Source organism: Stenotrophomonas sp. FSL W7-1447, assembly GCF_037966425.1.
GTDB classification, from domain to species: Bacteria; Pseudomonadota; Gammaproteobacteria; order Xanthomonadales; family Xanthomonadaceae; genus Stenotrophomonas; species Stenotrophomonas pavanii.
Genome location: NZ_CP150199.1, coordinates 4,263,656 through 4,290,608 on the forward strand (window position 1 = coordinate 4,263,656; position 26,953 = coordinate 4,290,608).

The following is a 26,953-nucleotide window of genomic DNA, read 5'->3' on the forward strand; positions in this document are numbered from 1 at the left end:
GTGCCGCTGTGGGGCGTGCTGCTGGTTGCCCTCGCTGCAGCCGCCCCGGCGCTGGTGGTGGGCCTGCGCCTGCGCGCGCGCGCCCAGGCACTGGCCCAGCTACGGCGCGCCCACGACGCGCTCGCCGCCGAGCGCGACCAGCTGCGCCGCACCACCGAACGCCAGGGCCAGCTGGAGCAGCAGCTGCTGCAGGCCAAGCAGGCCGCCGAAGCGGCTGCGCTGGCCAAGGGCGAGTTCCTGGCCACGATGAGCCACGAGATCCGCACCCCGCTCAATGGCATCCTGCCGATGCTGGAGCTGATCGCGCGCGGGCCGCTGGGCGAAGACCAGCGACAGATGCTGGCCACTGCCTCGGCCAGTTCGCAGCAGCTGCTGCGCATCGTCGACGACATCCTCGATTACTCACGGCTGGAGGCACAGGCGCTGGAACTGGAGATCACCAGTTTCAACCTGCGCGATCTGCTCGATGGCGTCGTCCAGCTGATGCAGCGCGCGGCCGATGCCAAGGGCCTGGCCCTGGCCCTGCAGCTTGATCCATCGGTGCGCCTGCCGGTGCGCGGCGACCCGGTACGCCTGCGCCAGGTCCTGAGCAACCTGCTGGCCAACGCGATCAAGTTCACCGCGCGCGGCCACGTGCAGCTGCGCGTGCTGCGCCTGGGCGAAGGCGCCGCACAGCACCAGCTGCGCTTCGAGGTCATCGATACCGGCATCGGCATCGATGAAGCCCTGCAGGCGCGCCTGTTCCAGTCCTTCAGCCAGGCCGACGCCTCGACCACCCGCATCTATGGCGGCACCGGCCTGGGCCTGGCCATCTGCAAACGCATCATCGACCTGATGCACGGCCGCATCGGCGTGCAGTCCACGCCCGGCCAGGGTGCTACGTTCTGGTTCGAGATTCCGCTGCTGAAGGTGCCGGGCGACCTGCCCGCGATGTCGCGGGCGCCGGCCCCGCTGCTGCTGTTCAGTGCCGACGCGCCGCTGCAGGCCCGCATCGGGCGCATCGCGGCCCACCATGGGCTGCAGGTACAGGTTCTGTCGCAGCTGGACGCCGTGGTCGAACGCCTGCGCGCGGCGCCACGGCCCGGACAACCGGCACCGGCCTGGCTGCTGGTCGATGCGCGCGCGCGCCGCAGCGGCGAGGCGAGGCTGCAGCAGGCACTGGCCGAGCGCGGTGACGACGACACACTGCAGGTGCTCTGGCTGCAGGATGACGCACCGGCGCAACGACCGCGCCAGCGCCAGCTGCCCGCGCACTTCGACGATGCCGCCGTGCATGCGCTGCTGGCTGCACCGGTCACCCCTGCGCGCCCCGCAGCACTGCTGGCCAACGCGGACGACGCGCAACCGGTGGCCTCGCTGCCGCCGCTGCATCTGCGCGTGCTGCTGGTGGAGGACAACACGGTCAACCGGATGGTGGCCGAGCAGCTGCTGCGCGTGTTCCAGTGCGAGGTCCGCAATGCGGCCGATGGCGAGCAGGCACTGCTTGCCCTACGCCAGGGTGACGTGGACGTCGTATTGATGGATTGCCAGATGCCGGTGCTGGATGGCTACGCCGCCACGCGCCACTGGCGTGCCGAAGAAGCAGAAACCGGCCGTGCGCGACTGCCGATCATCGCAATGACCGCCAACGCCATGGCCGGTGACCGCGAGCGCTGCCTGCAGGCGGGGATGGACGATTACCTGTCCAAGCCGATCGACCGCGCCACGCTGCACGCGCTGCTGCAGCGCTGGGGCCGCCGGAACGCGGCGTCGTTGCCGCTGCCTTCCATAGAGCCGGCGGCAGCGGCAGGCGCGGCTGCCAACGTTGCTGGCGACGGCCTGGAGCAGGCGCCCCAAGGCGATGACGGCCCGGTCGGCACGACGCCGCAACCGGTCCTCGACCGCGGGGTGCTGGACGAACTACGCGCGGTGATCGGCGACGCTGCGACCCAGATCGTTACGGTCTTTCTGGAAGATGCACCGGTCATGGTGCAGCAGCTGCAGCAGGCCGCGCAGGCCGGTGATGAGCCGCGCCTGCAGGCGCTCGCGCACAGCCTGAAATCATCGAGCGCGAACGTGGGCGCGCTGTCGCTGTCGGCGGTTGCGCAGCGGATCGAGCACGAAGCCCGGAGTGGCAGCCTGCAGCGCCCCGCGGTCGCGGTGGCGCTGCTGGTGGCCGAATTCGCCCGGGCACGGGTGGCGCTGACCGGCTACCTGGCACAGCATCGCGCCGGCCAGTCCAGCTGATTCACTCTTCCAGCTTGCTCAGCAGGTACTTCGGCTCACCGATGCGCTCGATCAGGTCGAGCTGCGTTTCCAGCCAGTCGATGTGCTCTTCTTCCGAATCGAGAATCTTCACGAACAGCTGGCGGCTGACGTAGTCGCCGACCGAATCGGCATGGGCGACGGCCTCGCGCAGGGTGACCACGCCATCGCGTTCCAGCGACAGGTCGCACTGCAGGATCTCGGTCGGGTTTTCGCCGATGCGCAGCTTGCCCAGCGCCTGGAAGTTCGGCAGGCCTTCGAGGAACAGGATGCGGTCGGCGAGCATGTCGGCATGCTTCATCTCGTCGATCGATTCCTTGTACTCGTGTTCGGCCAGTTCCTTGATGCCCCAGTTCTTCAGCATCTTGGCGTGCAGGAAGTACTGGTTGATCGCGGTCAACTCGTTGTAGAGGACCTTGTTGAGGAATTCGATGACCTTGGTGTCGCCCTTCATGGGGATGCTCCTGCACGCTGAAAACACAGGCACTTTAACGCCTTGCGTATCGGGGTGAAGGAACGCGAATCGTGCGCATTGGCCTGCGCGGCCGCGCGTGAAGGATGCGAAAGCGCGGCGTCATTGCGCCGCGAAAGAACCGCTCAGGCGACCTGTGCCAGGCCGAGGACCGGCAGCGGCAGGTCATGGGTCGCGCGCGCCTTGGCCAGCAGATCACCCGCCATGTCCAGGCAGGAACCGCAGGTGGCACCACATCCGGTACGCATGGTCAGTTCGGCCACCGTACTGACGCCATGGCTGGCGGCTTCGCGGATCTGGTGGTCGGTGACTCCGTTGCAGATGCAGACGTACACAGGCGGGAACCGGGCTGGCAGGCCAGGAGCGGCCTGTTGGCTATTCCAATGGAAACGAGAATGGTTGTCAATCAGAGACCTGAACCATTCTCGATACCGTTCAGGCTGTCAGCTCGCCGGACCGTCGCCGGTGGCCTTCTTCGGCCAATAGCCCCGGGTTCGGGGGCGCTTGCGCGGACGGTCGTGGCCGGCGGTGTGGCCGGGCATCCAGGCCTCGGCCGCACTCTTGGGCATGGCGGTGACGCCCGGCCCGGCCACCCCGCGCGCCAACGGCGCCAGGTGTCGCAATGCGCGCGCATAGACCCCGCGCTTGAACATCACCACGTGCTCCACCGGGTACCAGAAATCGACCCAGCGCCAGTGGTCGAACTCGGGCGAGTCGGTGTGGTCCAGCTTCACGTGGGATTCGTCGCCGGTCAGGCGCAGCAGGAACCAGACCTGCTTCTGGCCGATGCAGACCTGCCGCTCGTTGCGGCGGATGGCCCGCGCCGGCAGCTTGTAGCGCAGCCAGCCGGGTGTCGCCCCGAGCACTTCCACATGCTCAGGCAGCAGGCCGGTCTCTTCCTGCAGTTCACGATACATGGCCTCGACAGGCGTCTCGTCGGTATTCATGCCGCCCTGCGGGAACTGCCAACCGTCCCGGCGCACGCGTCGTGCCCAGAACACCTGGCCGTCCTGCCGCATCAGCACGATGCCGACGTTCGGTCGATAGCCGTCCGGATCGATCACGATGCGGACTCCTAAAAAATCTACTGGTCGGGACTATCCCACGCCGTCTGTCGGCCCACAAGCACGGCACAAAAGTGTTGACAGGGGCCATACACATCCGCAGAATAGCGGGCTCACCAAGGCTATGTAGCTCAGCCGGTTAGAGCACAGCACTCATAATGCTGGGGTCGGTGGTTCGAGTCCACCCATAGCCACCACGCTGAAATTCAAGTTGTTTTTCAGTGTGAAGAGTGAGAAAATAGTTGCACGTTTTGCCCCGTCGCCAAGCGGTAAGGCACCTGACTCTGACTCAGGCATTCGGTGGTTCGAATCCATCCGGGGCAGCCAAATTAAAAGCAAAAGGCCAGATCGAAAGATCTGGCCTTTTGCTTTTAACTTGGTCGCGCATTCCACCTTATCCCCGCGCCTGTCGGCGCACCCCCCTTGAACATCAAGGGGGCTCTCCTCCAGAGAGAGGCCCGGGGCGGATCCTTTTCCAAAGGAAAGGGCTCTGACCCCACCCCTTCCGAGATGCGCAACCATGGGTAGTGCCGGCCGCCGGCCGGCAACCCGGAAATGCATCCTCCCGAAACGACAAAAGCCCGGCCGAAGCCGGGCTTTTGCTTTTCCATCCAGCGGGCCCCCGAAGGGGCCCAACCAGGCGCGGTGGATCAGCGCTTGGAGAACTGGGTGGCGCGGCGGGCCTTGTGCAGACCGACCTTCTTACGCTCGACCTCACGGGCGTCGCGGGTCATGAAGCCAGCCTTGCGCAGCTCGGACTTCAGGCTTTCGTCGTACTCGACCAGCGCACGGGCGATGCCCAGACGGATCGCACCGGCCTGGCCGGTGGTGCCGCCGCCAGCGGCGGTGACCAGGATGTCGAAGCTTTCGGTGTTCTTGGTCAGCTCGAGCGGCTGGCGCACGATCATGCGCGCGGTCTCACGACCGAAGAACTCGTCCAGCGGACGGCCATTGACGGTGATGTTGCCCGAACCCTTGCGCAGGAACACGCGAGCGGTGGAGGACTTGCGGCGGCCAGTGCCGTAGTTTTGAGTGATAGCCATGATTAGATATCCAGAACCTGCGGCTGCTGTGCGGCGTGCGGATGCTCAGTGCCGGCGTAGACCTTGAGCTTGCGGTACATCTGGCGACCCAGCGGGCCCTTCGGCAGCATGCCCTTCACGGCGATCTCGATCACGCGCTCCGGGTGGCGCTCCAGCGCCTGGGCCAGGGATTCGGTCTTCAGGTTGCCGATGTAACCGGTGAAACGGTGATACATCTTGTCCTGCAGCTTCTTGCCGGTGACGGCAATCTTTTCTGCATTGATGACGACCAGGTAGTCGCCGGTATCAACGTGCGGGGTGTAGACCGGCTTGTGCTTGCCACGCAGACGGCGGGCCAGCTCGGTGGCGAGACGGCCCAGGGTCTTGCCCTCGGCGTCGACGAGGTACCAGTCGCGCTGGACGGTCTCGTTCTTGGCAGTGAAAGTGCTCATGAAGAACTCTAGGTTAGGTCGGGCTCATTGCGGCGAAGGACTCGCCGGAACTCTGCCACGCGTTGTGAAAGGTGAAGCGCAAGAGGCGGGATTGTACGCAGGTCACGCCCGCGATGCAAGCCGGCCCCGCCGCGGGTTGGCAGGGGGACGGGGCCGGGCGAGAATCGACCGGTCTTCCGTCCCGCCGCGTACCGCCATGACCGTGCTCCGCCAGACCACCCCGCTGGACCACCTGCTGACCGAGGCGCAGCGCGCCCTGGACACCGTGTTCGGCAACCCGCCGGCGGCCCGTCCCTACCCCGCCACGGACACCGGCGAGCCCGGCATGGATCGCGCCGAGCGCCGCCACGCGGCTGGCCTGATGCGGATCAACCACGTGGGCGAGGTCTGCGCGCAGGGCCTGTATTTCGGCCAGGCCGCCGTGGCCCGTGACCCGGCCACGCGTGACCACCTGCTGGAAGCGGCCCAGGAAGAAACCGACCACCTGGCCTGGTGCGCCACCCGGCTGGCCGAACTGGACAGCCGTCCCAGCCTGTTCAACCCCCTGTGGTACGCCGGCAGCTACACCATCGGCACCTTGGCCGGGCTGCGTGGCGACGGCTGGAACCTGGGCTTCGTGGTCGAGACCGAGCGCCAGGTGGAAGCCCATCTGGACGAGCACCTGGTCGACCTGCCGGCCGGCGACCTGCGCAGCCGCGCGGTCATCCAGGTGATGAAGGAAGACGAGGCGCGCCATGCGGAGCATGCCGAGCAGGCCGGCGCACGCCGCCTGCCGTTCCCGATCCCCGGCGCGATGGCCCTGGCCTCCAGGGTGATGAAGGCCATTGCCTACCGGCTGTAGCCGCGACACGCGGTCGGCTGTGACCGCCCGGTCGTGCCGGCCAGCCAGCGGCCGGGAGCACGACCGATCAGTTCGGCGAGACCAGCTTCAGGCCGATCACGCCGGCCACGATCAGTCCCACGCAGGCCAGGCGGGCCGGCGACGCACTGTCGTTGAACAGGTAGATGCCCAGCACCGCCACGCCCATGGCTCCGATGCCGGTCCAGATCGCGTAGGCGGTGCCGACCGGGATGCTCTTCATCGCCTGGCTCATCAGGTACAGGCTGATCAGGGCCGACACCACCGTGGCAACGGTGGGCAGGGGTTTGCTGAAACCTTCCGAGTACTTCATTCCGAGGGCGAAACCGATCTCGAACAGGCCGGCCAGCAGCAGGTAGATCCAGGGCATGGGTGGGGGCTCCTTACCTTTCTTGGGAAAACAAAACGGCCCGGTGTTTTCACACCGGGCCGTGGGTCGGTACATCACCGTGGAACAATATCGCAAGTGCGACACCAGTTCCACGGGGCGGGTCGTCCCGCCTGGGGCGGCGATGCCTGCAGGCATCGCGCATGGGGCTTACTCGGACAGGTTCCGGCCGTGGAACAGCTCTTCGATCTCGCGCTTGAGCAGCGCTTCGATCTTCATGCGCTCCTTGAACGACAGATTCTTGGCCTTTTCCTCGAACAGGTACTGATCCAGGTCGAAGTCCTTCAGGTGCATCTTCGTGTGGAAGATGTTCTCCTGGTAGACGTTGACGTCGAACATCTCGTAACGCGACTTGATGTTCTTGGCCAGGAAGTTCTGGATCGAGTTGATCTTGTGGTCGATGAAGTGCTTCTTGCCCTTCACATCGCGGGTGAAGCCACGGACGCGGTAGTCCATGATCACGATGTCCGACTCAAGGCTCTCGATCAGGTAGTTCAGGGCCTTCAGCGGGGAAATGACGCCACAGGTGGCTACGTCGATGTCCGCGCGGAACGTCGCGATGCCTTCCTGCGGATGGGTTTCCGGGTAGGTATGGACAGTGATGTGGCTCTTGTCCATGTGCGCGACCACCGCGTCGGAGATCAGCTCCTTGCCGGCCAGCTTCTTGTCGATCACCGGTTCTTCGGAGATCAGGATGGTCACCGAGGCACCCTGCGGGTCGTAGTCCTGGCGGGCCACGTTCAGGATGTTGGCACCGATGATCTCGGCGACATCGGTCAAGATTTGAGTCAGCCTGTCGGCGTTGTACTCTTCATCGATGTATTCAATGTAACGCTGACGCTCCTCTTCGGTGCGCGCGTAACACACGTCATAGATGTTGAAGCTCAGCGCCTTGGTGAGGTTGTTGAAACCCTGCAGCCTCAGGCGAGGCAACGGCTTGACCACGGCGGTCGATTCCTGTGTAAGAAGGGAAAGGGGGAATTATGGGGCAAACTGCCCCCGGGGGGAACGTGAAGACGCAAGAGTTCTGGCACACTGTTTGCCCTTAACAATTGCGCTGGTTAAGCTCCGCTATCGACCCCGTGAATCCGTTCATGCGCAGAGGGAGCGCCCCTATCGTGTCAACCGTGCGCCTAGCTAGCAGTCCACTGGCCCTGGATATCGCCACAATCGATCGTTTCCTGGCGCACAGCCACAGGCGGCGATATCCCACCCGTACCGACGTCTTCCGACCCGGTGACCCGGCGGGAACCCTGTATTACGTCATCAGCGGCTCGGTTTCGATCATGGCCGAGGAAGATGACGATCGCGAGCTTGTGCTGGGCTACTTCGGTGCCGGCGAGTTCGTCGGCGAGATGGGCCTGTTCGTCGAATCGGACCGCCGCGAGGTGATCCTGCGGACCCGCACCGCCTGCGAGCTGGCTGAAATCAGCTACGAGCGCCTGCATCAGCTGTTCCTCGGCCCGCTGTCGGCCGATGCCCCGCGCCTGCTGTACGCGCTGGGCCAGCAGATCTCCAAGCGCCTGCTCGACACCAGCCGCAAGGCCAGCCGACTGGCATTCCTGGACGTCACCGACCGGATCGTGCGCACCCTGCACGACCTGGCGCAGGAACCGGAAGCAATGAGCCACCCGCAGGGCAGCCAGCTGCGCGTCTCGCGCCAGGAACTGGCGCGTCTGGTCGGCTGCTCGCGCGAAATGGCCGGCCGCGTGCTGAAGAAGCTGCAGACCGACGGCCTGCTGCATGCCCGCGGCAAGACCGTGGTGCTGTACGGCACCCGTTGACCGTTGAGCCCCGGTGGGTGCGGACCTTGGTCCGCACTCCTTCGCGCGCTAGGCTCGGGACATGGAGCTGAGCAGCGAATTCTGGTGGTTCATCCTCATCGGCCTGGGCGCACAGCTGGTCGACGGTGCGCTGGGCATGGCCTTCGGCCTGGTGTCCTCGTCGGTGATGCTGAGCATGGGCCTGCCGCCGGCGCAGGTCAGCGCGAGCATCCACACCGCCGAAGTGTTCACCACTGGTGCCTCGGCTGTGTCGCACCTCGCAGCCGGAAATGTCGATAAACGCCTGTTCCTGCGCCTGGCCCTGCCTGGCGCGGTGGGCGGTGCCGTGGGCGCGTACGTGCTCACGCAGATTCCGGGCGAGATCATCCGGCCACTGATCTACCTGTACCTGCTGGTGCTGGCGATCATCATCCTGGCCCGCGCGGCCGGACGCTGGATGCCCGAGGGCGAGATCCGCCGGGTACCGGTGCTGGGCTTCTTCGCGGGCCTGCTCGACGCCAGCGGCGGTGGCGGCTGGGGGCCGATCGCCACGTCCACCCTGCTCGCCCGTGGTGGCCAGGCGCGTACCACGATCGGTACGGTCAATGCAGCGGAGTTCGTGGTCACGCTGACGGTGTCGGCGACCTTCCTGCTGTCGATGGGGGTGCAGCACCTGCAGATCGTCGCCGGCCTGCTGATCGGCGGCATGATGGCGGCGCCGGTGGCGGCGATCCTGGTCAAGCGGGTGCAAGAGCGCTGGGTGCTGGTGGCCGTCGGCGTGCTGGTGCTGGGGATCAGCCTGTTCCAGGTCGGGCACGCGGTGTACGGGTACCTGGGGCATTGAGCGTTTGCCGGCCAGCGGCCGGCACTACCGCGACGGAGGAGGGTAGTGCCGGCCGCTGGCCGGCAGATCCGTCATCGTGCGATGGGGTCAGGCCCCCGACGGGACCTGGCCCCGGGCTACGCCTTGTCGCCGCCCCGGTCCACGCAACCCCAGTTGAGGATGCGGGTGCCGGCCGGCAGCACGCGGCGGAAGAACGCCACCCGGCCCGGCTTCGGGTTCACCACCACCGGCGCCTTGGCCGCCAGCAGCAGCGGCAGGTCGGCGGTACTGTCGGAATAGGCGATATCGATGTCGCCATAGCCGCGCTCGCGCAGCATGCGCATCTTTTCTTCGTTGTGGCAGTGACGGGTCGGGCCGACGCCGCCCAGCCGCGGGCCGACCTCGGTGCCGATCACCGGCACGTCCTGGTGGGCCACGAAGGCCAGGATCGCGCGTGCCAGCTCCGGCGGCGCGCCGGTGGCGACCACCACGCGGTCGCCCTTGGCACGGTGCGCGGCGAACACCTCCAGCGCCTGCGGCAGCAGCTTGGCGCGCATCTGCGCCTGATTGCGCAGCACGTAGGCGTCGATCACCTTGTTGAAGTCGCGGGCACGGTGCAGGCCGAAGCTGCCGATCCACACATAGACCGAGATGCCCGCACGGCGGGTCGGCAGCATCGCCACCATCGGCCCGGCGATCGGCGTGACCAGCAGTGCCGCCAGCATGCGCAACGGGTTGCGCTTGATCAGCGAGGCGAACAGGTGGGTGCCCGAATCGCCGTCGTAGAGGGTGTGGTCGAAGTCGAAGACCACCAGCGGCGCATCCTCGCGCGGCGTTGGATAGTGCGTTGTCATGCCGCGAAGAATAGCTGACGCAGGCCCTCGCCCGGCTCTTCCACGCGCATGAAGGCCTCGCCGACCAGGAAGGCATGGATCCCGGCATCGCGCATCAGCGCGACATCCTGCGGGCCGAGGATGCCGCTCTCGGTGACCAGCAGGCGGTCACGCGGCACGGCCTGCTGCATGTCCAGCGTGGTCTGCAGCGACACCTCGAACGTGCGCAGGTTGCGGTTGTTGATGCCGATCATCGGCGCCGGCACCTGCAGGGCGCGCTCCAGTTCATCGATGTCGTGCACTTCCACCAGAACGTCCATGCCCAGCGACAACGCCAGTTCGGACAACGTGGCCAGCTGGGTGTCGTCCAGCGCGGCCACGATCAGCAGGATGCAGTCGGCGCCCAGCACGCGTGCCTCGTACACCTGGTAGGCGTCGATCACGAAGTCCTTGCGCAGCACCGGCAGCGTGCAGGCCTCGCGCGCCTGCTGCAGGTAGGCGTCGGCGCCCTGGAAGAAATCCACGTCGGTCAGCACCGACAGGCAGCTGGCACCGCCGAACTCGTAGCTGACGGCGATGTCGGCCGGGCGGAAGTCCGGGCGGATGACGCCCTTGGACGGGCTGGCCTTCTTCACCTCGGCGATCACCGCCGGGTCGCCGTTGGCCACCGCCGCCTGCAACGCGCGCACGAAGCCACGTACCGGCGGGGCGCTGGCCACGGCGGCCTGCAGCGCCTCGAGCGGGCGCTGGGCGCGGCGCTGGGCCACTTCTTCGGCCTTGCGGGCCAGGATCGTCTGCAGGATGTCGCTCATCGTCTTCGGGTCGGTGCGGGGGGCGGTGAGGACGGCCATTATCGGCCATCGACGGGGTCAGGCTGAACCGCGCGCTCAGGCAACCAGCGCGCGGGTGGTTTCCACGTACTGCTGCAGGCGCTGGCGGGCGCTGCCGTTGGCAATGGCGGCACGGGCGCGGGCCAGGCCATCGCCGATGTCGCTGGCCACGCCGGCCACGTACAGGGCGGCGCCGGCATTCAACGCAACGATGTCCAGCGCCGGGCCGGACGCATTGTCCAGCACGGCGCGCAGCATCTGGATGGACTGCTCCGGGCCGTCCACGCGCAGGTTGCGGCTGGCCGACATGGCGATGCCGAAGTCCTCCGGGTGGATCTCGTACTCACGCACCTTGCCGTCGCGCAGCTCGCCGACCAGGGTGCCGGCGCCCAGCGAGATCTCGTCCATGTTGTCGCGGCCCCAGACCACCATGGCGCGCTCGGTGCCCAGCTCGCGCAGCACGCGGGCCTGGATGCCCACCAGATCGGGATGGAACACGCCCATCAGTACCGACGGCGCGCTGGCCGGATTGGTCAGCGGGCCAAGGATGTTGAAGATGGTGCGCACGCCCATTTCGCGGCGTACCGGCGCGACCACCTTCATCGAGGGGTGATGGATCGGCGCGAACATGAAGCCGATGCCGGTCCGGTCGATGGCGGCGGCCACCTGGTCCGGCTGCAGTTCGATCACCGCGCCCAGCGCTTCCAGCGCGTCGGCACTGCCGGACTTGGAAGACACGCTGCGGTTGCCGTGCTTGGCCACGCGCGCACCGGCGGCAGCGGCCACGAACATCGAGCAGGTAGAGATGTTGAAGGTGTGCGAGCCATCGCCACCGGTACCGACGATATCAACCAGGTTGGAGGTATCGGCCACCGGCACTGGCCGGGCGAATTCACGCATCACGGTGGCCGCCGCGGCGATCTCGTCCACGGTCTCCTTCTTCACCCGCAGGCCGGTGAGGATCGCCGCGGTCATCATCGGCGACACGTCGCCGCGCATGATCTGCCGCATCAGGTCGACCATTTCGTCGAAGAAGATTTCGCGATGCTCGATGGTGCGATGCAGGGCTTCCTGGGGGGAGAAGCTCATGGGAATGCTCCTTGGATCAGGCCGCCGGGCGCTGCAGGAAATTGCGCAGCAGGGCGTGGCCGTGTTCGGTGAGGATGGATTCGGGGTGGAACTGCACGCCCTCCACCGGGAACTGGCGGTGGCGCAGGCCCATGATCTCTTCGATCGAGCCGTCCTGGTTCTCGGTCCAGGCGGTCACTTCCAGCACATCGGGCAGGCTGTTCTTGTCCACCACCAGCGAGTGGTAGCGGGTGGCCTGGTAGCGGTCGGGCAGGCCGGCGAACACGCCCTTGCCTTCATGGCGGATCGGCGAGGTCTTGCCGTGCATGATGTTGCCGGCACGGATGACGGTGCCGCCGTAGACCTGGCCGATGCCCTGGTGGCCCAGGCACACGCCGAGGATCGGCGTGGTCGGGCCCAGGCGCTGGATCAATTCCAGCGACACGCCCGCTTCGTTGGGCGTGCACGGGCCAGGCGAGATGACGATGCGCTCGGGTTTCTGCGCGGCGATCTCATCCACGCTCATCGCATCATTGCGCACCACCTTCACTTCGGCGCCCAGCGTCTGCAGGTACTGCACGAGGTTGTAGGTGAAGCTGTCGTAGTTGTCGATCATCCACAACATGGTCAGGTTCCGTCGCTTATCAGGAAAATGGCGTATACGTTTTCGGTGTAGGTGATGGGGCCGGCTTCAACGGATTCGGGCTCAGCGGGCGCAGGCGCCGAGGCGGGCGCGTAGCTGCCGGTCACAGAGATCCTGTCGAGATCCCCGCCGTCTTCGCCCGGCTGCGGCCATTGCCCGGCCTGGATGCCGTAGGCGAAGTTCGGCGCCACGTCGGAGATGCTGTACAGACCGCGCAGCCGCGTGCCGTAGGCCTTGGCCAGGCCCTGCGCGGACTGGCGGGTCTGGGCTGCGGCCTCGCCCTTGAGTTCGCGCCGCAACGCCGCTTCGCCCGAGTAGGTCGGCGCCATGCTGCTGACCTGCACGTTCTCGTTGGCCTTCAACGCACCCAGGACGTCCTGCATCGCCTTCACGCTGGCAAAGCTGGCGCGCAGCTGGCGCGACACGCGGGTACCGATGAAGACCTGCCGGTTCTGCTCGTAGCGCGTCGCCGGGCCGATCCGCAGGTTGTCCGCACGCACGCTGCCCTCCACCGCCTTGTGCTGCTTGAACAGCGCCAGCACGCGGGCCACGTTGCCCTGCACGCGGCGGCGCGCCGCATCGGCGTCCATGTCGGTCTCTTCGATGTTCAACTGCAGGCCGAACCGGTCCGGCATCACCGTCCGGGTGCCCTGCCCCTTCACCAGCAGGTGCGGCTGCGAAGGAATGGTATTGGCCTGCGCCCACGCAGACGGGGCCATCGTGGCCAGCAGCGACGACCACAGCAATGCGCTCAGCAGCTTCATGCGGTACTCCTTGTCTTGAATGGGAACAGCAGGAGGTGCCGCGGCGCAGGCCACGGCAGGGAAAGGCTCACAGGCCCTTGGCAGCCTGGGCGACGGCGCGGAACAGCGCGCGGCCCTTGTTCATCGTCTCGTCCCATTCCTTGTCCGGGTCCGAGTCGTAGACGATGCCGGCACCGGCCTGCACGTACAGGCGGCCGTCCTTGATCACCGCGGTGCGGATCGCGATCGCGGTATCGGCATCGCCATGCCAGCCGATGTAGCCGATGCTGCCGGCATAGACGTTGCGCTTGATCGGTTCCAGCTCGCGGATCACTTCCAGCGCGCGGATCTTCGGCGCGCCGCTGACCGTGCCGGCCGGGAAGGTGGCACGCAGCACGTCGGCATAGCTCAGCCCCGGCTGCAGCTGCCCGGTGACTTCGCTGACGATGTGCATGACGTGGCTGTAGCGTTCGATCACGAACTGCTCGCCCACTTCCACGGTGCCGGCCTTCGAGACGCGGCCAGCATCGTTGCGGCCGAGGTCGATCAGCATCAGGTGCTCGGCGCGTTCCTTCGGGTCGGCCAGCAGCTCGGCTTCCAGCGCCAGGTCCTGCTCGACGGTGGCACCGCGCGGACGGGTGCCGGCAATCGGCCGCACGGTGACTTCGCCATCCTGCAGACGCACCAGGATTTCCGGCGAGGAACCGACCACCTGCAGGTCGCCGACATCCAGGAAGTACATGTACGGCGACGGATTCAATGCACGCAGCGCACGGTACACATCCACCGGGCGCGCCTTGAACGGCACGCTCAGGCGCTGGCTCAGCACCACCTGGAAGATGTCACCGGCGCGGATGTATTCCTTGCTGCGCTGGACCGCATCGACGAAGCCTTCGCGGGTAAACCCGGAGACGAAATCCGATTCGTCCAGCACGTCGCTGTTGAGCGGGGCGGGATAGCCGGCACCCGGTGCACGCAGCTTCGCCGTCAGGGCATCCAGGCGCGCCTGCGCCTGTTCGAAGGCACCGTCGACGCGCGGGTCGGCGTGCACGATCAGGTACAGCCGGCCCTTCAGATTGTCGAACACCGCCAGCTCGTTGGAGTCCAGCAGCAGGATGTCCGGCGTGCCCAGTTCATCGCGGCCCGCTGGCGGGGCCAGGCGCGGTTCGATGTAGCCGATGCACTCGAAACCGAACCAGCCGACCAGGCCACCGGTGAAGCCCGGCAGGCCGTCCAGCTTCGGCACCGAGTGGGCGCTGCGCAGCGCCTCGACTTCGGCGAACGGGTCGGCCACCTCGCGGGTGTCAACCACCTGGCCGTCTTCGCGCACGGTCAGCGTGTGGCCATGGAAGGCGTAAACGCGCCGCGCCGGCAGCCCGATGATCGAGTAACGACCAAAGCGCTCGCCGCCTTCGACGGATTCAAACAGGTAGGTATTGGGGCCGTCGGCGAGCTTCAGATAGACCGAGAGCGGCGTGTCCAGGTCGGACAGCACTTCACGGACGACGGGAATATGGGTGTGGCCTTCAGCGGCCTGCTGCTGAAACTGAGCGTGCGAGTTCAAGACGACTTTCCTTCCGGGACACAGCGTTATGGGGGCGGACGACGGCAACGGGCCACCATCGCCACCAACGGCGTGCGGAAGAAAGGGTATGCGGGGTCGTCAGGCTGGACACCCCTTGACTGTATCGCAGCTTGGTCGGCAGGGGAACCCTGGGAAACTGAACCACGGGACGGGCGGGGTCGGCCACGGGAACTGACGACGCGGACCGGTAGAGTCGACTGTTGGTCGACTTGCGCGCGTCGCGCGGGGTTTTATGCCGTCGGAACGAAGAGCAGTCGACTGACAGTCGACTCTACCCCCTACCCATCTAACCCCTGCCCCGCCAGCAACGGGCAACCGACCGGCAGGTGCATCCGCACCCTGCCCGGCACGCACGCGATGCGGAACTGGCGCGCCTGCACCGGTTCGCCGTCCAGGTTGAGCGTCAGCGGCCGCTCGGCTTGCACCTGCAGCCACGGCAGCCTCGCGCGCGTGGCCAATTGTTCGAGCGCGGCCTGCGTGCCGGACTTCAGCATCTGGCCGAGGGTCGCGGTGACCTCCCCTTCCAGCTCTGGCAGCACGGTGACATCCAGCAGCCCGTCGTCGATCAGGGCCTGCGGGCACAGCTGCTGGCCACCGCCGGCCTGGCGGCCATTGCCGATGCCGAGCGCGATGAAGTCGCCTTCCCAAGCGAAATCCGGGCCGGACAGGCGCGCGGTGATCGGCTCGATGCGGCCCAGCTTGGCGATGCCGGTGATCACGTAGGCCAGCCCACCCAGCATCTTCTTCAAGCCGGCATCGGTCTCCACCGTCACCTGCGTGCCAAAGCCACCGCTGGCGAGATTGGCGCACCACCAGGGCGTGCCATCGGCGTCCACGCGCAGCAGGTCGATGGCATGCGGCGGTGCCTGGCCGATCAGGGCGAAGGCCTCCTGGGGCCCGGTCGGGATGCCGGCAGCCGTGGCGAAATCGTTGGCGGTCCCCATCGGGACCAGCGCCAGAGAAGGCAGCGCCTGCGCCGGTTCATCGCGATGGGCCAGGGTTTCGGCCACCGCACTGAGCGTGCCGTCGCCACCGGCGGCCACGATCACGTCCACGCCATGGTCGATGGCTTCGGCAACGTAGCGTTCGGCGTCGCCGTCTTCCCAGGTCACCCGTACGTCCAGCTGCACGCCCTGCCCGCGCCAGTGGCCGACGGCATCGCGCAGCTCCTCGTTGCCAGCGGATTTTCCATTGAGGATCAGGCGCCAGCGCGGGGTGGTCATGCAGAGCTTCCAGGAGAGGGGGGCACAGGCTAGCAATCGCGCGTTCGCTGCCAGTGAACGCCAACGCTTGGAAGCCGTAGATCCACGCCATGCGTGGTTGATGGTGCAGGGGAGCCGACGCGGCACCGCAACCGCGATGTCATGCAGATGTCATTGCCGGCCCGGAGAATGGAAGGCCATAGCAGGGACGACGGATGGAGGCAGGATCAGCCTCCCACGCATGCAGCGAAGCCACGCCCGTGATGGGCGTGGCTTTTTTTTGCCCGGCCGTAGATCCACGCCGTGCGTGGATGCACGTCACCCGTTGGCGAAATCGTGCAGCGCCTGGCCCTGCAGCCGGTACACGGTCCACTCGTCCTGCGGCTTCGCGCCGGCAGCGGTGTAGAACGCGATGGCCGGGGTGTTCCAGTCCAGCACCGACCACTCGAAGCGGCCGCAGCCTTCGGCCACGGCCTGGCGGGCGATGTACTTCAGCAGCGCCTTGCCAGCGCCCGCGCCACGCTTTTCCTGGCTGACATACAGGTCTTCCAGGTAGATGCCCTTGCGGCCCAGCCAGGTCGAGTAGTTGTAGAAATACACGGCGTAACCGATGGCCTCGCCACCGGCTTCGCAGATCAGGGCGCGCGCCGTGGCATCGGGTCCGAACAGGCTCTCGGCGATGCCGATCTCATCGGTCTGCACCGAGTGCTCGGCCTTCTCGTAAATGGCCAGCTCGCGGATGAAATGCAGGATCAGACCGGCATCGGCCACGGTGGCCGGGCGGATGTTCAACACGGCCACCGTGCTCATGGTTCAGCCCCGCGCCGCAGCAACGTTGGCGCGCATCTGCGCGATCACGTCCTGGTAGCTGGTCTTGGCATTGAAGATGGCCGAACCGGCGACGAAGGTATCGGCGCCAGCGGCAGCGATCTGGCCGATGTTGTCGGCCTTCACGCCACCGTCGATCTCCAGGCGGATGTCCTTGCCGCTGGCGTCGATCATCTTGCGCACGACCTTCAGCTTGTCCAGCGCCGAGGGGATGAAGGCCTGGCCGCCGAAGCCCGGGTTGACCGACATCAGCAGCACCAGGTCCAGGTCCTCCAGCACCCAGTCGAGGATGTCCACCGGCGTGGCCGGATTGAGCACGATGCCCGGCTTGCAGCCCAGCGAGCGGATCAGCTGGATGGTGCGGTGCACGTGGCGGCTCGCCTCCGGATGGAAGCTGATGTAGGTGGCACCGGCCTCGGCGAAGTCCGGGATGATGCGGTCCACCGGCTCGACCATCAGGTGCACGTCGATCGGTGCGGTCACGCCGTGCTTGCGCAGCGCCTGGCAGACCATCGGGCCGATGGTCAGGTTCGGCACGTAGTGGTTGTCCATCACGTCGAAGTGGACCCAGTCCGCGCCGGCGGCGAGGACGTTGTCGACTTCCTCGCCGAGGCGGGCGAAGTTGGCGGACAGGATGGAGGGGGCGATGAGGCAGTGGGACATGGCCGGGCCTTGCAACGAGGGGAAAGGGGTCAGCGCTTGCGCAGGGTCTTGATGCGGTCGTAGGCGGCATTGATCCGCCGCGACTTCTGCTCGGCCTGCTGCTGCAGCTCGGGGGCAGCGCCGCCAAGCTTGTCGGGGTGGTACTGGGAGATCAGCTTGCGGTAGGCGCGCTCGATCTCGGCATCGGTGGCCTCGGAGGTCAGCCCCAGCTCCCGGTACGGGTTCTCCTTGTTCAGGCGGAACCAGTCCGAGTCGAAGGCGTGGCCGATCAGCAGCCCCACCACGGCGCCGAACAGCGGATTGGGCCGGAACAGCAGGGCGCCGGCGATGAATCCGAGCAGTTTTCCGTACCAGCGCATGGCGCTCCGGGGTGGACCGACGAAATGGACGCTCATTTTACGTCACAGCGGGCCCGGACCGCTTTACACTAGGCCGCCCGCTGGTCAGCGGGCCCGCCGGGTCCGTTGGGCAGCAGCCGTATCGACAACGCCCCAGGAGTGCCCGTGCCAACCACGCTGTTGCAATCCGATCTCCCCGGCCTGCCCTTGCGCCATCGCGGCAAGGTGCGTGATGTGTTCGATATCCCGCGCGAGCGGCTGCCAGCCGGAACCCCGCCGGGCGATTACCTGCTGATGGTCGCCACCGATCGCCTGTCTGCGTTCGATGTGGTGCTGCCCGACCCGATCCCGGGCAAGGGCGAGATGCTCTGCCAGGTCTCCAACTTCTGGTTCGCCAAGACCGCGCACCTGATGCCCAACCACCTGACCGGCATCGACGTGGCCAGCGTGCTGCCCGAGGGCGTGGACCCGGCCCTGTACGCCCGGCGCGCGGTGGTCACCCGCAAGCTGAAGCCGGTGCCGGTGGAAGCGATCGCGCGCGGCTACCTGATCGGCAGCGGCTGGAAGGACTACCAGCGCACCGGCAAGGTCAGCGGCATCGACCTGCCCGATGGCTTGCGCCAGGCCGAGCAGCTGCCCGAGCCGATCTTCACCCCGTCGACCAAGGCCGCCGTCGGCGACCACGACGAGAACATCGATTTTGATGCGATGGTGAAGCAGGTCGGTGCGGAACTGGCCGAGCGCGTGCGCGACGCCACCCTGCGCATCTACAAGTTCGCCGCCGATTACGCCCGCGAACGCGGCATCCTCCTGGCCGACACCAAGTTCGAGTTCGGTACCGACGCCGATGGCCGCCTGTACATCATGGACGAGATGCTGACGCCGGATTCCTCGCGTTACTGGCCGGCCGACGAGTACGAAGTGGGCACCAGCCCGCCGAGCTACGACAAGCAGTTCGTGCGCGATTACCTGGAGACGCTGGACTGGGGCAAGACCGCCCCGGGCCCGACCATCCCGGCCGAGATCATCGAGCGCACCCGCGCCAAGTACGCCGAAGCGCTGCAGCGCCTGGCCGGGATCAGCGTCGACTGATCCCCTGCGCCCCCGGCCGGAAAGGCGGGGGGCGTTCTGAACGCGGTAGTGCCGGCCGCTGGCCGGCAACCTCAGCGAACACCTGCAGCCAGGCATGGCCTGGCTCTACTGCCGGTTACCCGGGGTAGTGCCCGCTGGCTAAGCAACCTCGCGAACTCGGCTATGCTCTGGAGCGCCGCACCAGCGGCCGGCACTACCGTTGTCCGAGGAAGCGACGCAGCATGCAGACATCCACCCAGCTTGCGCGGCCGATCGACCGCTATTTCGCCAGCTACTCCGACGACCACCGCAATGTGATCAACCAGCGCATCCACGTGGTGGCGGTGCCGGCGATCCTGTGGTCGGTGGTGGCCCTGCTGTGGTGCCTGCCACCGCTGATCACCTGGTTCCAGTACGGCATCTGGTCGGCGTTGGCGATGTTCAGTGCCTGGTGCTTCTACAACAAGCTGTCGCGCCCGCTGGGCATCGGCATGCTCATCCAGTTCTTCGTGTTCGGCTGCCTGTGCCGCCTGCTGGAGGCCGAGATCGGCCTGCAGGGGCTGCGCTGGCTGGCGGTAGGGGTGTTCGTGGTGGCCTGGATCGCGCAGTTCATCGGCCACAAGTTCGAGGGCCGCAAGCCCAGCTTCCTGACCGACCTGACCTACCTGCTGATCGGCCCGGCCTGGGTGATGGCCAAGCTCTACCGCAAGCTCGACTGGCGCTACTGACCTTGCGGTGGCCGATAGTGGCCTTCGTTTCCTGAACGGGCGGATTCCGTCACCCACGCTCCACGGCGGCCCTGCCAGCCTGCGGCAGTGACTCGCTCCCCACCTCTCGCCCGTTGGCGGCAGCCCCTGTGCGACAGGGCCTGCGGTCTCACTGCGCGGGCGTAGGGTGTCCCCCGAGGGCAAGCGGGGAGGAGCAACAGGAACGCGATGCTGCGCCGCGAAAAAATGAATCAGCGGACGTTACATGCAGTTGATCGCCGTTCGATGGGTTTCGGCGACATTTCGCAGCCTGTTATCCTCCCTGACCTGCTCGTGAATCATGGATTCCCTGCATGCTCCCCAGCCTGCCCCTGCTGCTGGCCCTGCCGTTCCTGATGGCAGCGGCCGTTGCGGCCTTCCCCCGTAGTTCGCGCTCCACTGCTGCCTGGCTGGCGGCACTGGCGCCGTTGGGCGGGCTGGCCATCCTCGGCTGGCTGACCCCGTCGGTGCTCGACGGCCAGGTGGTCCGCACGCTGGTGCCGTGGCTGCCGCAGATCGGCCTGGACTTCACGCTGCGCCTGGACGGGTTGGCCTGGATGTTCGCCGGGCTGGTGCTGGGCATCGGCGCGCTGGTGGTGCTATACGCACGCTACTACTTGAGCCAGCAGGACAACGCGCACCGCTTCTACTGCTACCTGCTGCTGTTCATGGGTGCCATGCTGGGCATGGTGCTGTCGGGCAACCTGCTGCTGATGATGATCTTCTGGGAAATGACCAGCATCAGCTCGTTCCTGCTGATCGGCTTCTGGTCGCACCGCCAGGACGCGCGCGAAGGCGCACGCATGGCGCTGGTGATCACCGGCGGCGGCGGCCTGGCCCTGCTCGGTGGCGTGCTGCTGATCGGCCGCATCGTCGGCAGCTTCGACCTGGACGTGGTGCTGGCCGCTGGCGAGCAGATCCGCGCCAGCGCACTCTATCCGTACGCACTGTTGCTGGTGCTGGCCGGCATCTTCACCAAGAGCGCGCAGTTCCCGTTCCACTTCTGGCTGCCACACGCGATGGCCGCGCCGACCCCGGTCTCGGCCTACCTGCACTCGGCCACCATGGTGAAGGCCGGCGTCTTCCTGCTGGCGCGCCTGCACCCGGTGCTGGCCGGCAGCGACCTGTTCTTCTACACGGTCAGCGGCATCGGCGCGCTCACGCTGCTGATCGGTGCCTGGAACGCGATCTTCCAGCACGACCTGAAGGGCCTGCTGGCCTATTCGACGATCTCGCACCTGGGCCTGATCACCCTGCTGTTCGGCCTGTCCACGCCGATGGCGGTAGTGGCCGGCGTGTTCCATATCCTCAATCACGCCACCTTCAAGGCCTCGCTGTTCATGGCGGCCGGCATCATCGACCACGAGACCGGTACCCGCGACATGCGCAAGCTGGGCGGGCTGCGCAGGCTGATGCCGTTCACCAGCGCGCTGGCGATCATCGCCTCGCTGGCGATGGCTGGCATCCCCCTGCTCAATGGCTTCCTGTCGAAGGAAATGCTGTTCGCCGAAGCGATCACGGCCGGGGGCCCGGGAATCATGCGCACGGCGGTGTCGATCGCTGCGTTGCTGGCTGGCGTATTCGGGGTGGCGTACAGCCTGCGCTTCGTGCACGACACCTTCTTCGGCCCCGGCCCGCACGACCTGGACCGCGTGCCCCACGAACCGCCGCGCTGGATGAAGGTGCCGGTGGAACTGCTGGTGGTGATCTGCGTCGCGGTGGGCGTGGCGCCGGCACTGACCGTAGCGCCGGTGCTGCACGCCGCTGCGGCCTCGATCCTCGGCGACGCCATGCCCGAGTACAGCCTGGCGGTATGGCACGGCTTCAACCTGCCGCTGGCGATGAGCGCGATCGGCGTGGTCGGCGGCGTGGCCCTGTACTTCGGCCTGCGCAAGCTGATCAACCTGCACGCCGTGACCAACGTCAGCACTGGCCGCAATGTGTTCCATGCGCAGCTGGACGCGATCTCCGCACTGGCCATGCGGCTGACCAACGGCATCGCCAACGGCAGCCTGCAGCGCATGCTGCTGGGCCTGGTGCTGGTGGCGATCGTGGCCGCCGCCGCGCCGTTCGTGGCCAACCCCGCCTCGCCGGACTGGACCAGGCCACAGCCGATCCCGCTGCTGGGCTGGGCGCTGTGGCTGGTGATGATGGCCTGCGCGGTGGCTACCCTGCGCATCTACAAGCAGCGCCTGCTGGCGGTGCTGCTGGTCGGCGGCGTCGGCCTGATGGTGGCGCTGACCTTCGTGTTCCTGTCCGCGCCCGACCTGGCCCTGACCCAGCTGCTGGTGGAGATGGTGACGCTGGTGCTGATGCTGCTGGGCATGAACTACCTGCCGGCGCAGTCCGGGCCGGAGCGGCCGCGCTGGCGCAAGCGCCGCGATGCGGTGATCGCGATCATCGCCGGTGCCGGGCTTGGCGCGCTGGCCTACTCCGCGATGACCCTGCCGCCGAACACCATGGCCGGCGAGCTGCTCGCCCGTGCGCTGCCCGAGGCCTACGGCCAGAACGTGGTCAACGTGATCCTGGTGGACTTCCGCGGCTTCGATACCTTCGGCGAGATCACCGTGTTCGGCATCGCCGCGCTGGTGGTGCATGCGCTGCTGCGGCGTACGCGGATGGCACCGGAGCAGATCATGCCCGGCCCGCCGATCAAGCTGCCGGTGCCGGCCGACCTGGCCCAGATCATGTTCCCGCTGACCCTGACCGTGTCGATCTTCCTGTTCCTGCGCGGCCACAACGCACCGGGCGGTGGCTTCATCGCCGGCTTGGTGCTGGCGGTGCCGCTGCTGATCCAGTACGTGATCCAGGGCACCGCGTCGGTGGAGTCGCGCTTCGGCTTCGACTACATCCGTTGCATCGGCATGGGCCTGCTGATCGCCCTGCTCAGCGGCAGCGCCTCGATGCTGTTCGGCGTGCCGTTCCTGACCAGCGGCCATCTCGACCTGCACCTGCCGCTGATCGGCGAGGTGCCGCTGGCCAGTGCGATTGGTTTTGACATCGGCGTCTACCTGGTGGTGTTCGGCGGCGCCATGCTGATGCTGTCGATGATGGGCACGATCAAGCCGTCGCGTACCCGCACTGCCCGCAAGGGCGAGATCGACTTGCAACGCCGTTCGGCACGCACCGGGGAGATGCACTGATGGAACTGGCCCTGGCCACCGCGATCGGCGTGCTGACCGCCATCGGCATCTACCTGCTGCTGCGTGCGCGCAGCTTCGATGTGATCCTCGGCATGACCTTCCTGTCCTATGCGACCAACCTGCTGATCTTCGCCGGTGGCCGGGTGGTGCTGGGCAAGGCGCCGGTGCTGCAGGAAGGCGTGGACAGCCACCTCGGCAACTACACCGACCCGCTGCCGCAGGCGCTGGTGCTGACCGCGATCGTGATCGCCTTCGCGATGACCGCGGTGAGCATCGTGCTGGCCATGCGCAGCCGCAGCGACAACCATAGCGACCATGTGGACGCCCACGAGCCGGACGACGACCTGCAGGATGAACGCGCGCCGCCGCGCCAGGGCGAGGACCGCGCATGAACCATCTGGTGATCCTGCCGATCCTGATTCCGCTGCTGGGTGCCGCACTGTCGCTGTTCGTCGAACACCGCCGCTATGGCCCCCGGGTGCAGCGCGCGGTGGCCTGGAGCGCGCTGTCGGCGCTGGCGCTGGCGGTGGGCCTGCTGTTTGCCACCACCGCCGGCGGCGAGATCAACGTCTACCTGCTCGGCGACTGGCCGTCGCGGCTGGGCATCGCACTGGTGGCCGACCGGCTGTCGGCCTGGATGCTGCTGACCACCCTGCTGCTGGCCATCCCCTGCCTGCTGCATGCCTGTTCCGGCTGGGACCGCCGCGCCCCGCACTTCCACGCGTTGTTCCAGTTCCAGCTGGTCGGCCTCAACGGGGCGTTCCTGACCGGCGACATCTTCAACCTGTTCGTGTTCTTCGAGGTGATGCTGATCGCCTCCTACGGCCTGCTGCTCAGCGGCGGTCGTGGCCTGCGCATGCGCATCGGCCTGCACTACGTGGTGTTCAACGTCACCGCCTCGACCCTGTTCCTGATCGCGCTGGGCCTGCTGTACGCCACCCTGGGTTCGCTGAACATGGCCGAGCTGTCGCAGCGCATCGCGCAGGTACCGCCGGCACAGCTGACGCTGGTGAAGGCGACGATGGGCCTGTTGCTGCTGGTGTTCTGCGCCAAGGCCGCGCTGATGCCGCTCTACCTGTGGCTGCCGGAAGCCTATTCGCGCGCGCCGGCGGCGGTCGCCGCGCTGTTTGCGATCATGACCAAGGTCGGCCTGTACTCGGTGCTGCGCATCCAGATGCTGTGGTTCGGCGATGACGCAGGCGCGGTGGCCGGCTATGGCCGCGACTGGCTGCTGTGGGCCGGCGTGGCGACGCTGGTGCTCGGTGGCCTGGGTGCACTGGCCGCGACCCGCCTGCGCGTCCTGATCTCGTACCTGGTGATCGTGTCGGCGGCCACGCTGTTCATCGCCTTCTCGGTGGGCACGCCGCAGGTACTCTCGGCGGGCCTGTACTACCTGCCGCACAGCAGCTTCGTCGCCGCCGCGCTGTTCCTGATCGCCGACCTGATCCGCCGTCGTCGCGGCGGTGCCAGCGACCGCAAGGAAGTGGTGGCGCCGATGCCGGGCAAGGAAACCCCAGCGGTGCTGTTCCTGATCGGGGCAGTGTCGGTGGCCGGCCTGCCGCCACTGTCCGGCTTCCTGGCCAAGGCCGCGCTGCTGGCCGGCATGCCGGCGCAGTACACCGGGCCGGTCTGGACCGCCGTGCTGGTCAGCAGCCTGCTGGTGATCATGGGCCTGACCCGCGGCGGCATTCGCCTGTTCTGGCGCGTGCCGCCGGTCGACCCGGAGGCACCGAAGCCGCGCAAGGCTCCCCTGCGCCGGGTGGAGCTCTACGCCGCCTGCCTGTTGCTGGCCTACGGCATCGGGATGACCCTGGCCGCTGCACCGTTGATGCGCTACACCGACGCCACCGCCGCACAGCTGCTGCAACCCAGCGAGTACGTGCAGCAGCTGCGCGCGACCACGCCGGAGATCCGCCAGCCATGACTGCCCAGCGCTCCCTGTTCCGCCGCCTGATCCCCTCGCCGATGCTCAGCATCATGGTGGTGGCGTTCTGGCTGCTGATGTCCGACAGCTTCACCCTCGGCCAGATCGTGCTGGGGCTTCTGCTGGGCGTGGTGGTGCCGCTGTTCGCCGCGCGCCTGGACCGCGAGTTCGCGCGCATCGGTACGCTGCGGCCGCTGCCCAAGCTGGTGTGCGTGACCCTGTGGGACATCCTGATGTCCAACATCCGCGTCGCCCTGCAGGTGCTGGGCCCGGAAAAGAACATCCACCCGGGTTTCATCTGGCTGCCGCTGGACATCGCCAACATCCACGGCATCGCCGCGCTGACCAGCATGATCACCCTGACCCCGGGCACGGTGTCGGCCGCGCTCAGCGACGACCGCAGGTTCCTGCTGGTGCACGTGCTGCACCTGGAGGACCCCCAGGACCTGATCGATACGATCAAGCGCCGTTACGAGGCGCCGTTGATGGAGATCTTCCCATGACCGGTTTTGAAGTCATCCAGACCACCCTGGTGGTGTGCATGCACGTGGTCGGCCTGGCCATGCTGCTGGCCACCTGGCGCCTGCTGCGCGGGCCGACCGTGCCCGACCGCATTCTCGCCCTGGACACCTTGTCGGTGACCGCGATCGCCGAGCTGATGCTGTTCGGCATGTACCTCAACTCGCCGATCTATTTCGAGGCGGCGCTGATCATCGCCATGCTCGGCTTCGGCAGCACCGTGGTGCTGAGCAAGTTCGTGCTGCGCCGGGACATCGTCGAATGATCACCGCGATCCAGATCGGCCTGTCGATCCTGCTGCTGTTCGGCTGCTTCTTCATCCTGGTCGGCGCATTGGGCCTGGTGAAGCTGTCCACCTTCTTCAAGCGCCTGCACGCGCCGACCAAGGCCAGCACGCTGGGCGTGGGCTGCGTGCTGGTGTGCTCGGTGTGCTACCACATCTTCCTCGGCCAGGACCCGCAACCGCGCGAACTGCTGATTACCGTGTTCCTGTTCATCACCGCACCGATCAGCGCGCACATGATGGCCAAGGCCGCGCTGTCGCTGCTGATGGAGACCCGCCCCAGCCTGCCCGGCAACGAGCGTGCCGCCGAAGAGCAGCTGCCGCCGCCGGAACCGGCGCGGGAAGAAGACACCCCGCAGAACCGGTAGTGCCGGCCGCTGGCCGGAAGTGGCAAGGGGTCCGTCAGAGGCGATGAGGTTGCTGGCCAGCGGCCGGCACTACCTCATGCCGCGCCTACCAGCAGCAGTTCCAGCACGAACCAGCCGACGAATGCGGCCAGCAGGATGCCGCCTTCGCTGCGGCTGATCTTCAGGTCGCCGCGCAGCATCGGGTACAGCACCAGCGCGAAGGCCAGCAGCGCCGGAAGTTCCAGGCGCACGAACGAGGCCGGCAACGCCAACGGCTGCAACAGCGCCATCGCGCCGACCACCAGCAGCAGGTTGACCACGCTGGAGCCCAGCACGTGGCCGAGCACCATGTCGCCGTGGCCGCGACGGGCGGCGGCGATCGCCGCGGCCACTTCCGGCAGCGCGGTGCCGATCGCTACCGGCAGCAGGCCGACCAGCAGCGGCGTCCAGCCCAGTGCGACCGCGAAATCGGCGGCGGCTCCGACCACCAGTCGTGCGCCCCAGTAGAGGGTCAGCGCAGCGATCAGCACCCGCAGCACGTTCAACGGCAGGCTGGTGCGGCTCAGGGCGGACTCGGCGATGGTGGCCTGCACCTCCTCGCTCTCGCTGCGGCCGCGGCGCAGCAGCAGCACCTGCATGACGATGAAGCCCGCCACCAGCACGCCGCCCTCCCAGCGCACCAGGCGGCCATCCAGCCCGAACAGGACCAACAGCACGCCGGCCACCAGCAGCGACCACCACAGCACGGTCTGCAGGCGCGCGCGCAGCAGCAGGGGCGCGGCGATGGCGGCCACGGCCAGGGTCAGGCCCAGGTTGACGATGCTGCTGCCGACCGCATTGCCCAGCGCCAGCTCTGGCTGGCCCACCGCCAGCGCCCGTGCGTTGACCGCCAGTTCCGGCAACGAGGTGGCCACCCCGAGCAGCAGCAATCCGGCGGTGAACGGGCTGGCCCCGAAACGCTGGGCCAGGCCGGACACGGCCTTGACGATGGAGTCCCCGCCCAGGGCCAGCAGCAGCAGGCCAAGCAGGAACCAGGCAATGGCAATGGCGATCATCGAGCACTCCCCCAGCAGTGGTGGCGCGATTCTACGCGTGGCCCG

30 protein-coding genes and 2 tRNA genes are annotated in these 26,953 nt (G+C 67.2%); 14 read left to right on the forward strand and 18 right to left on the reverse strand.

Features of this window, described 5'->3' with window-relative positions:
- Positions 1-2,226: a hybrid sensor histidine kinase/response regulator gene (locus tag NSQ78_RS19780; RefSeq protein WP_064239387.1), complete on the forward strand. Its 2,226-nt coding sequence runs from the start codon at positions 1-3 to the stop codon at positions 2,224-2,226.
- 1 nt (position 2,227) lies between these two features.
- On the opposite strand, the gene bfr is transcribed toward NSQ78_RS19780, so the two are convergent.
- The 3 genes from bfr to NSQ78_RS19795 all read right to left on the reverse strand — a co-directional run bounded on the left by bfr (position 2,228) and on the right by NSQ78_RS19795 (position 3,780).
- Positions 2,228-2,698, reverse strand: coding sequence for a bacterioferritin (gene bfr, locus NSQ78_RS19785; protein WP_033833577.1), 471 nt, complete (start codon positions 2,696-2,698; stop codon positions 2,228-2,230).
- 143 nt (positions 2,699-2,841) lie between these two features.
- The gene (locus tag NSQ78_RS19790) at positions 2,842-3,051 is read right to left on the reverse strand and encodes a bacterioferritin-associated ferredoxin (RefSeq protein ID WP_005411309.1); all 210 of its coding nucleotides are present in this window, start codon (positions 3,049-3,051) and stop codon (positions 2,842-2,844) included.
- A 108-nt stretch (positions 3,052-3,159) separates the two neighbouring features.
- On the reverse strand, positions 3,160-3,780 hold the full coding sequence (locus NSQ78_RS19795) for an RNA pyrophosphohydrolase (protein ID WP_033833578.1): 621 nt from the start codon (positions 3,778-3,780) through the stop codon (positions 3,160-3,162).
- Positions 3,781-3,900: 120 nt separating this feature from the next.
- On the opposite strand from NSQ78_RS19795, the gene NSQ78_RS19800 reads away from it, so the two are divergent.
- Positions 3,901-3,977: transfer RNA gene (locus NSQ78_RS19800), tRNA-Met, on the forward strand.
- A gap of 55 nt (positions 3,978-4,032) precedes the next feature.
- Positions 4,033-4,107 (forward strand) — tRNA-Gln (locus NSQ78_RS19805).
- A 323-nt stretch (positions 4,108-4,430) separates the two neighbouring features.
- Here NSQ78_RS19805 and rpsI read toward each other — a convergent pair.
- Entirely contained in the window at positions 4,431-4,823 is a 393-nt protein-coding gene (gene rpsI / locus NSQ78_RS19810; RefSeq protein WP_019661502.1) for a 30S ribosomal protein S9, read from the reverse strand.
- Between the two features lie 2 nt (positions 4,824-4,825).
- On the reverse strand, positions 4,826-5,254 hold the full coding sequence (rplM, locus tag NSQ78_RS19815; RefSeq protein WP_005414692.1) for a 50S ribosomal protein L13: 429 nt from the start codon (positions 5,252-5,254) through the stop codon (positions 4,826-4,828).
- 196 nt (positions 5,255-5,450) lie between these two features.
- On the opposite strand from rplM, the gene coq7 reads away from it, so the two are divergent.
- The gene (gene coq7, locus NSQ78_RS19820) at positions 5,451-6,095 is read left to right on the forward strand and encodes a 2-polyprenyl-3-methyl-6-methoxy-1,4-benzoquinone monooxygenase (protein WP_033833579.1); all 645 of its coding nucleotides are present in this window, start codon (positions 5,451-5,453) and stop codon (positions 6,093-6,095) included.
- Positions 6,096-6,162: 67 nt separating this feature from the next.
- Here the strand turns inward: coq7 and sugE are convergent, their stop codons facing one another.
- Both sugE and speD read right to left on the reverse strand, forming a co-directional pair.
- The gene (gene sugE / locus NSQ78_RS19825) at positions 6,163-6,483 is read right to left on the reverse strand and encodes a quaternary ammonium compound efflux SMR transporter SugE (protein WP_005419816.1); all 321 of its coding nucleotides are present in this window, start codon (positions 6,481-6,483) and stop codon (positions 6,163-6,165) included.
- A 168-nt stretch (positions 6,484-6,651) separates the two neighbouring features.
- Positions 6,652-7,446, reverse strand: coding sequence for an adenosylmethionine decarboxylase (gene speD, locus NSQ78_RS19830; RefSeq protein ID WP_005411315.1), 795 nt, complete (start codon positions 7,444-7,446; stop codon positions 6,652-6,654).
- A gap of 149 nt (positions 7,447-7,595) precedes the next feature.
- On the opposite strand from speD, the gene crp reads away from it, so the two are divergent.
- Positions 7,596-8,285, forward strand: coding sequence for a cAMP-activated global transcriptional regulator CRP (crp, locus tag NSQ78_RS19835; RefSeq protein ID WP_010482649.1), 690 nt, complete (start codon positions 7,596-7,598; stop codon positions 8,283-8,285).
- Positions 8,286-8,346: 61 nt separating this feature from the next.
- A complete protein-coding gene (locus tag NSQ78_RS19840) occupies positions 8,347-9,108 on the forward strand; it encodes a sulfite exporter TauE/SafE family protein (RefSeq protein ID WP_339207301.1) in 762 nt (253 codons plus the stop codon).
- A gap of 116 nt (positions 9,109-9,224) precedes the next feature.
- Here the strand turns inward: NSQ78_RS19840 and NSQ78_RS19845 are convergent, their stop codons facing one another.
- The 10 genes from NSQ78_RS19845 to NSQ78_RS19890 form a co-directional block, all read right to left on the reverse strand.
- Positions 9,225-9,941: a haloacid dehalogenase-like hydrolase gene (locus NSQ78_RS19845; protein ID WP_005419826.1), complete on the reverse strand. Its 717-nt coding sequence runs from the start codon at positions 9,939-9,941 to the stop codon at positions 9,225-9,227.
- The gene (trpC, locus tag NSQ78_RS19850) at positions 9,938-10,732 is read right to left on the reverse strand and encodes an indole-3-glycerol phosphate synthase TrpC (protein ID WP_049432395.1); all 795 of its coding nucleotides are present in this window, start codon (positions 10,730-10,732) and stop codon (positions 9,938-9,940) included. The genes NSQ78_RS19845 and trpC overlap by 4 nt, the downstream gene beginning before the upstream one ends.
- 75 nt (positions 10,733-10,807) lie before the next feature.
- Positions 10,808-11,839 carry an anthranilate phosphoribosyltransferase gene (gene trpD / locus NSQ78_RS19855; protein WP_064239389.1) on the reverse strand — a complete coding sequence of 344 codons (1,032 nt, stop codon included), beginning with the start codon at positions 11,837-11,839 and terminating at the stop codon, positions 10,808-10,810.
- A 16-nt stretch (positions 11,840-11,855) separates the two neighbouring features.
- Positions 11,856-12,443 (reverse strand): aminodeoxychorismate/anthranilate synthase component II, encoded by a 588-nt coding sequence (locus tag NSQ78_RS19860; protein ID WP_064239390.1) that lies wholly within the window; start codon positions 12,441-12,443, stop codon positions 11,856-11,858.
- Between the two features lie 2 nt (positions 12,444-12,445).
- Entirely contained in the window at positions 12,446-13,225 is a 780-nt protein-coding gene (locus NSQ78_RS19865; RefSeq protein WP_049468014.1) for an SIMPL domain-containing protein, read from the reverse strand.
- A gap of 67 nt (positions 13,226-13,292) precedes the next feature.
- Positions 13,293-14,768 carry an anthranilate synthase component I gene (gene trpE / locus NSQ78_RS19870; protein ID WP_057494325.1) on the reverse strand — a complete coding sequence of 492 codons (1,476 nt, stop codon included), beginning with the start codon at positions 14,766-14,768 and terminating at the stop codon, positions 13,293-13,295.
- Positions 14,769-15,067: 299 nt separating this feature from the next.
- Positions 15,068-16,012 (reverse strand): lipid kinase YegS, encoded by a 945-nt coding sequence (yegS, locus tag NSQ78_RS19875; RefSeq protein WP_057494326.1) that lies wholly within the window; start codon positions 16,010-16,012, stop codon positions 15,068-15,070.
- Positions 16,013-16,309: 297 nt separating this feature from the next.
- A complete protein-coding gene (locus NSQ78_RS19880; RefSeq protein ID WP_049468075.1) occupies positions 16,310-16,792 on the reverse strand; it encodes a GNAT family N-acetyltransferase in 483 nt (160 codons plus the stop codon).
- A gap of 12 nt (positions 16,793-16,804) precedes the next feature.
- A complete protein-coding gene (gene rpe / locus NSQ78_RS19885) occupies positions 16,805-17,482 on the reverse strand; it encodes a ribulose-phosphate 3-epimerase (protein ID WP_064239392.1) in 678 nt (225 codons plus the stop codon).
- Positions 17,483-17,511: 29 nt separating this feature from the next.
- Complete coding sequence (locus NSQ78_RS19890; protein ID WP_008265098.1) at positions 17,512-17,841, reverse strand: DnaJ domain-containing protein; 330 nt, start codon at positions 17,839-17,841, stop codon at positions 17,512-17,514.
- Positions 17,842-17,985: 144 nt separating this feature from the next.
- Here NSQ78_RS19890 and NSQ78_RS19895 point away from each other — a divergent pair, with 144 nt between their 5' ends.
- The 8 genes from NSQ78_RS19895 (at position 17,986) to NSQ78_RS19930 (ending at position 25,874) form a co-directional block, all read left to right on the forward strand.
- Positions 17,986-18,912: a phosphoribosylaminoimidazolesuccinocarboxamide synthase gene (locus NSQ78_RS19895; protein WP_049468023.1), complete on the forward strand. Its 927-nt coding sequence runs from the start codon at positions 17,986-17,988 to the stop codon at positions 18,910-18,912.
- Between the two features lie 221 nt (positions 18,913-19,133).
- On the forward strand, positions 19,134-19,619 hold the full coding sequence (locus NSQ78_RS19900) for an Mpo1-like protein (protein WP_049468026.1): 486 nt from the start codon (positions 19,134-19,136) through the stop codon (positions 19,617-19,619).
- A 332-nt stretch (positions 19,620-19,951) separates the two neighbouring features.
- The gene (locus NSQ78_RS19905; protein WP_064239393.1) at positions 19,952-22,780 is read left to right on the forward strand and encodes a monovalent cation/H+ antiporter subunit A; all 2,829 of its coding nucleotides are present in this window, start codon (positions 19,952-19,954) and stop codon (positions 22,778-22,780) included.
- Positions 22,780-23,172: a Na+/H+ antiporter subunit C gene (locus NSQ78_RS19910; RefSeq protein WP_049468031.1), complete on the forward strand. Its 393-nt coding sequence runs from the start codon at positions 22,780-22,782 to the stop codon at positions 23,170-23,172. The genes NSQ78_RS19905 and NSQ78_RS19910 overlap by 1 nt, the downstream gene beginning before the upstream one ends.
- On the forward strand, positions 23,169-24,704 hold the full coding sequence (locus tag NSQ78_RS19915) for a monovalent cation/H+ antiporter subunit D (protein WP_064239394.1): 1,536 nt from the start codon (positions 23,169-23,171) through the stop codon (positions 24,702-24,704). Before NSQ78_RS19910 ends, NSQ78_RS19915 begins: the two co-directional genes overlap by 4 nt.
- The gene (locus NSQ78_RS19920; protein WP_049468035.1) at positions 24,701-25,207 is read left to right on the forward strand and encodes a Na+/H+ antiporter subunit E; all 507 of its coding nucleotides are present in this window, start codon (positions 24,701-24,703) and stop codon (positions 25,205-25,207) included. The genes NSQ78_RS19915 and NSQ78_RS19920 overlap by 4 nt, the downstream gene beginning before the upstream one ends.
- On the forward strand, positions 25,204-25,488 hold the full coding sequence (locus NSQ78_RS19925) for a K+/H+ antiporter subunit F (protein WP_005411334.1): 285 nt from the start codon (positions 25,204-25,206) through the stop codon (positions 25,486-25,488). Before NSQ78_RS19920 ends, NSQ78_RS19925 begins: the two co-directional genes overlap by 4 nt.
- Positions 25,485-25,874 carry a Na+/H+ antiporter subunit G gene (locus tag NSQ78_RS19930; protein ID WP_049468036.1) on the forward strand — a complete coding sequence of 130 codons (390 nt, stop codon included), beginning with the start codon at positions 25,485-25,487 and terminating at the stop codon, positions 25,872-25,874. Before NSQ78_RS19925 ends, NSQ78_RS19930 begins: the two co-directional genes overlap by 4 nt.
- A gap of 74 nt (positions 25,875-25,948) precedes the next feature.
- Here the strand turns inward: NSQ78_RS19930 and NSQ78_RS19935 are convergent, their stop codons facing one another.
- Entirely contained in the window at positions 25,949-26,908 is a 960-nt protein-coding gene (locus NSQ78_RS19935) for a sodium:calcium antiporter (RefSeq protein WP_064239395.1), read from the reverse strand.
- Between the last annotated feature and the right edge of the window lie 45 nt (positions 26,909-26,953).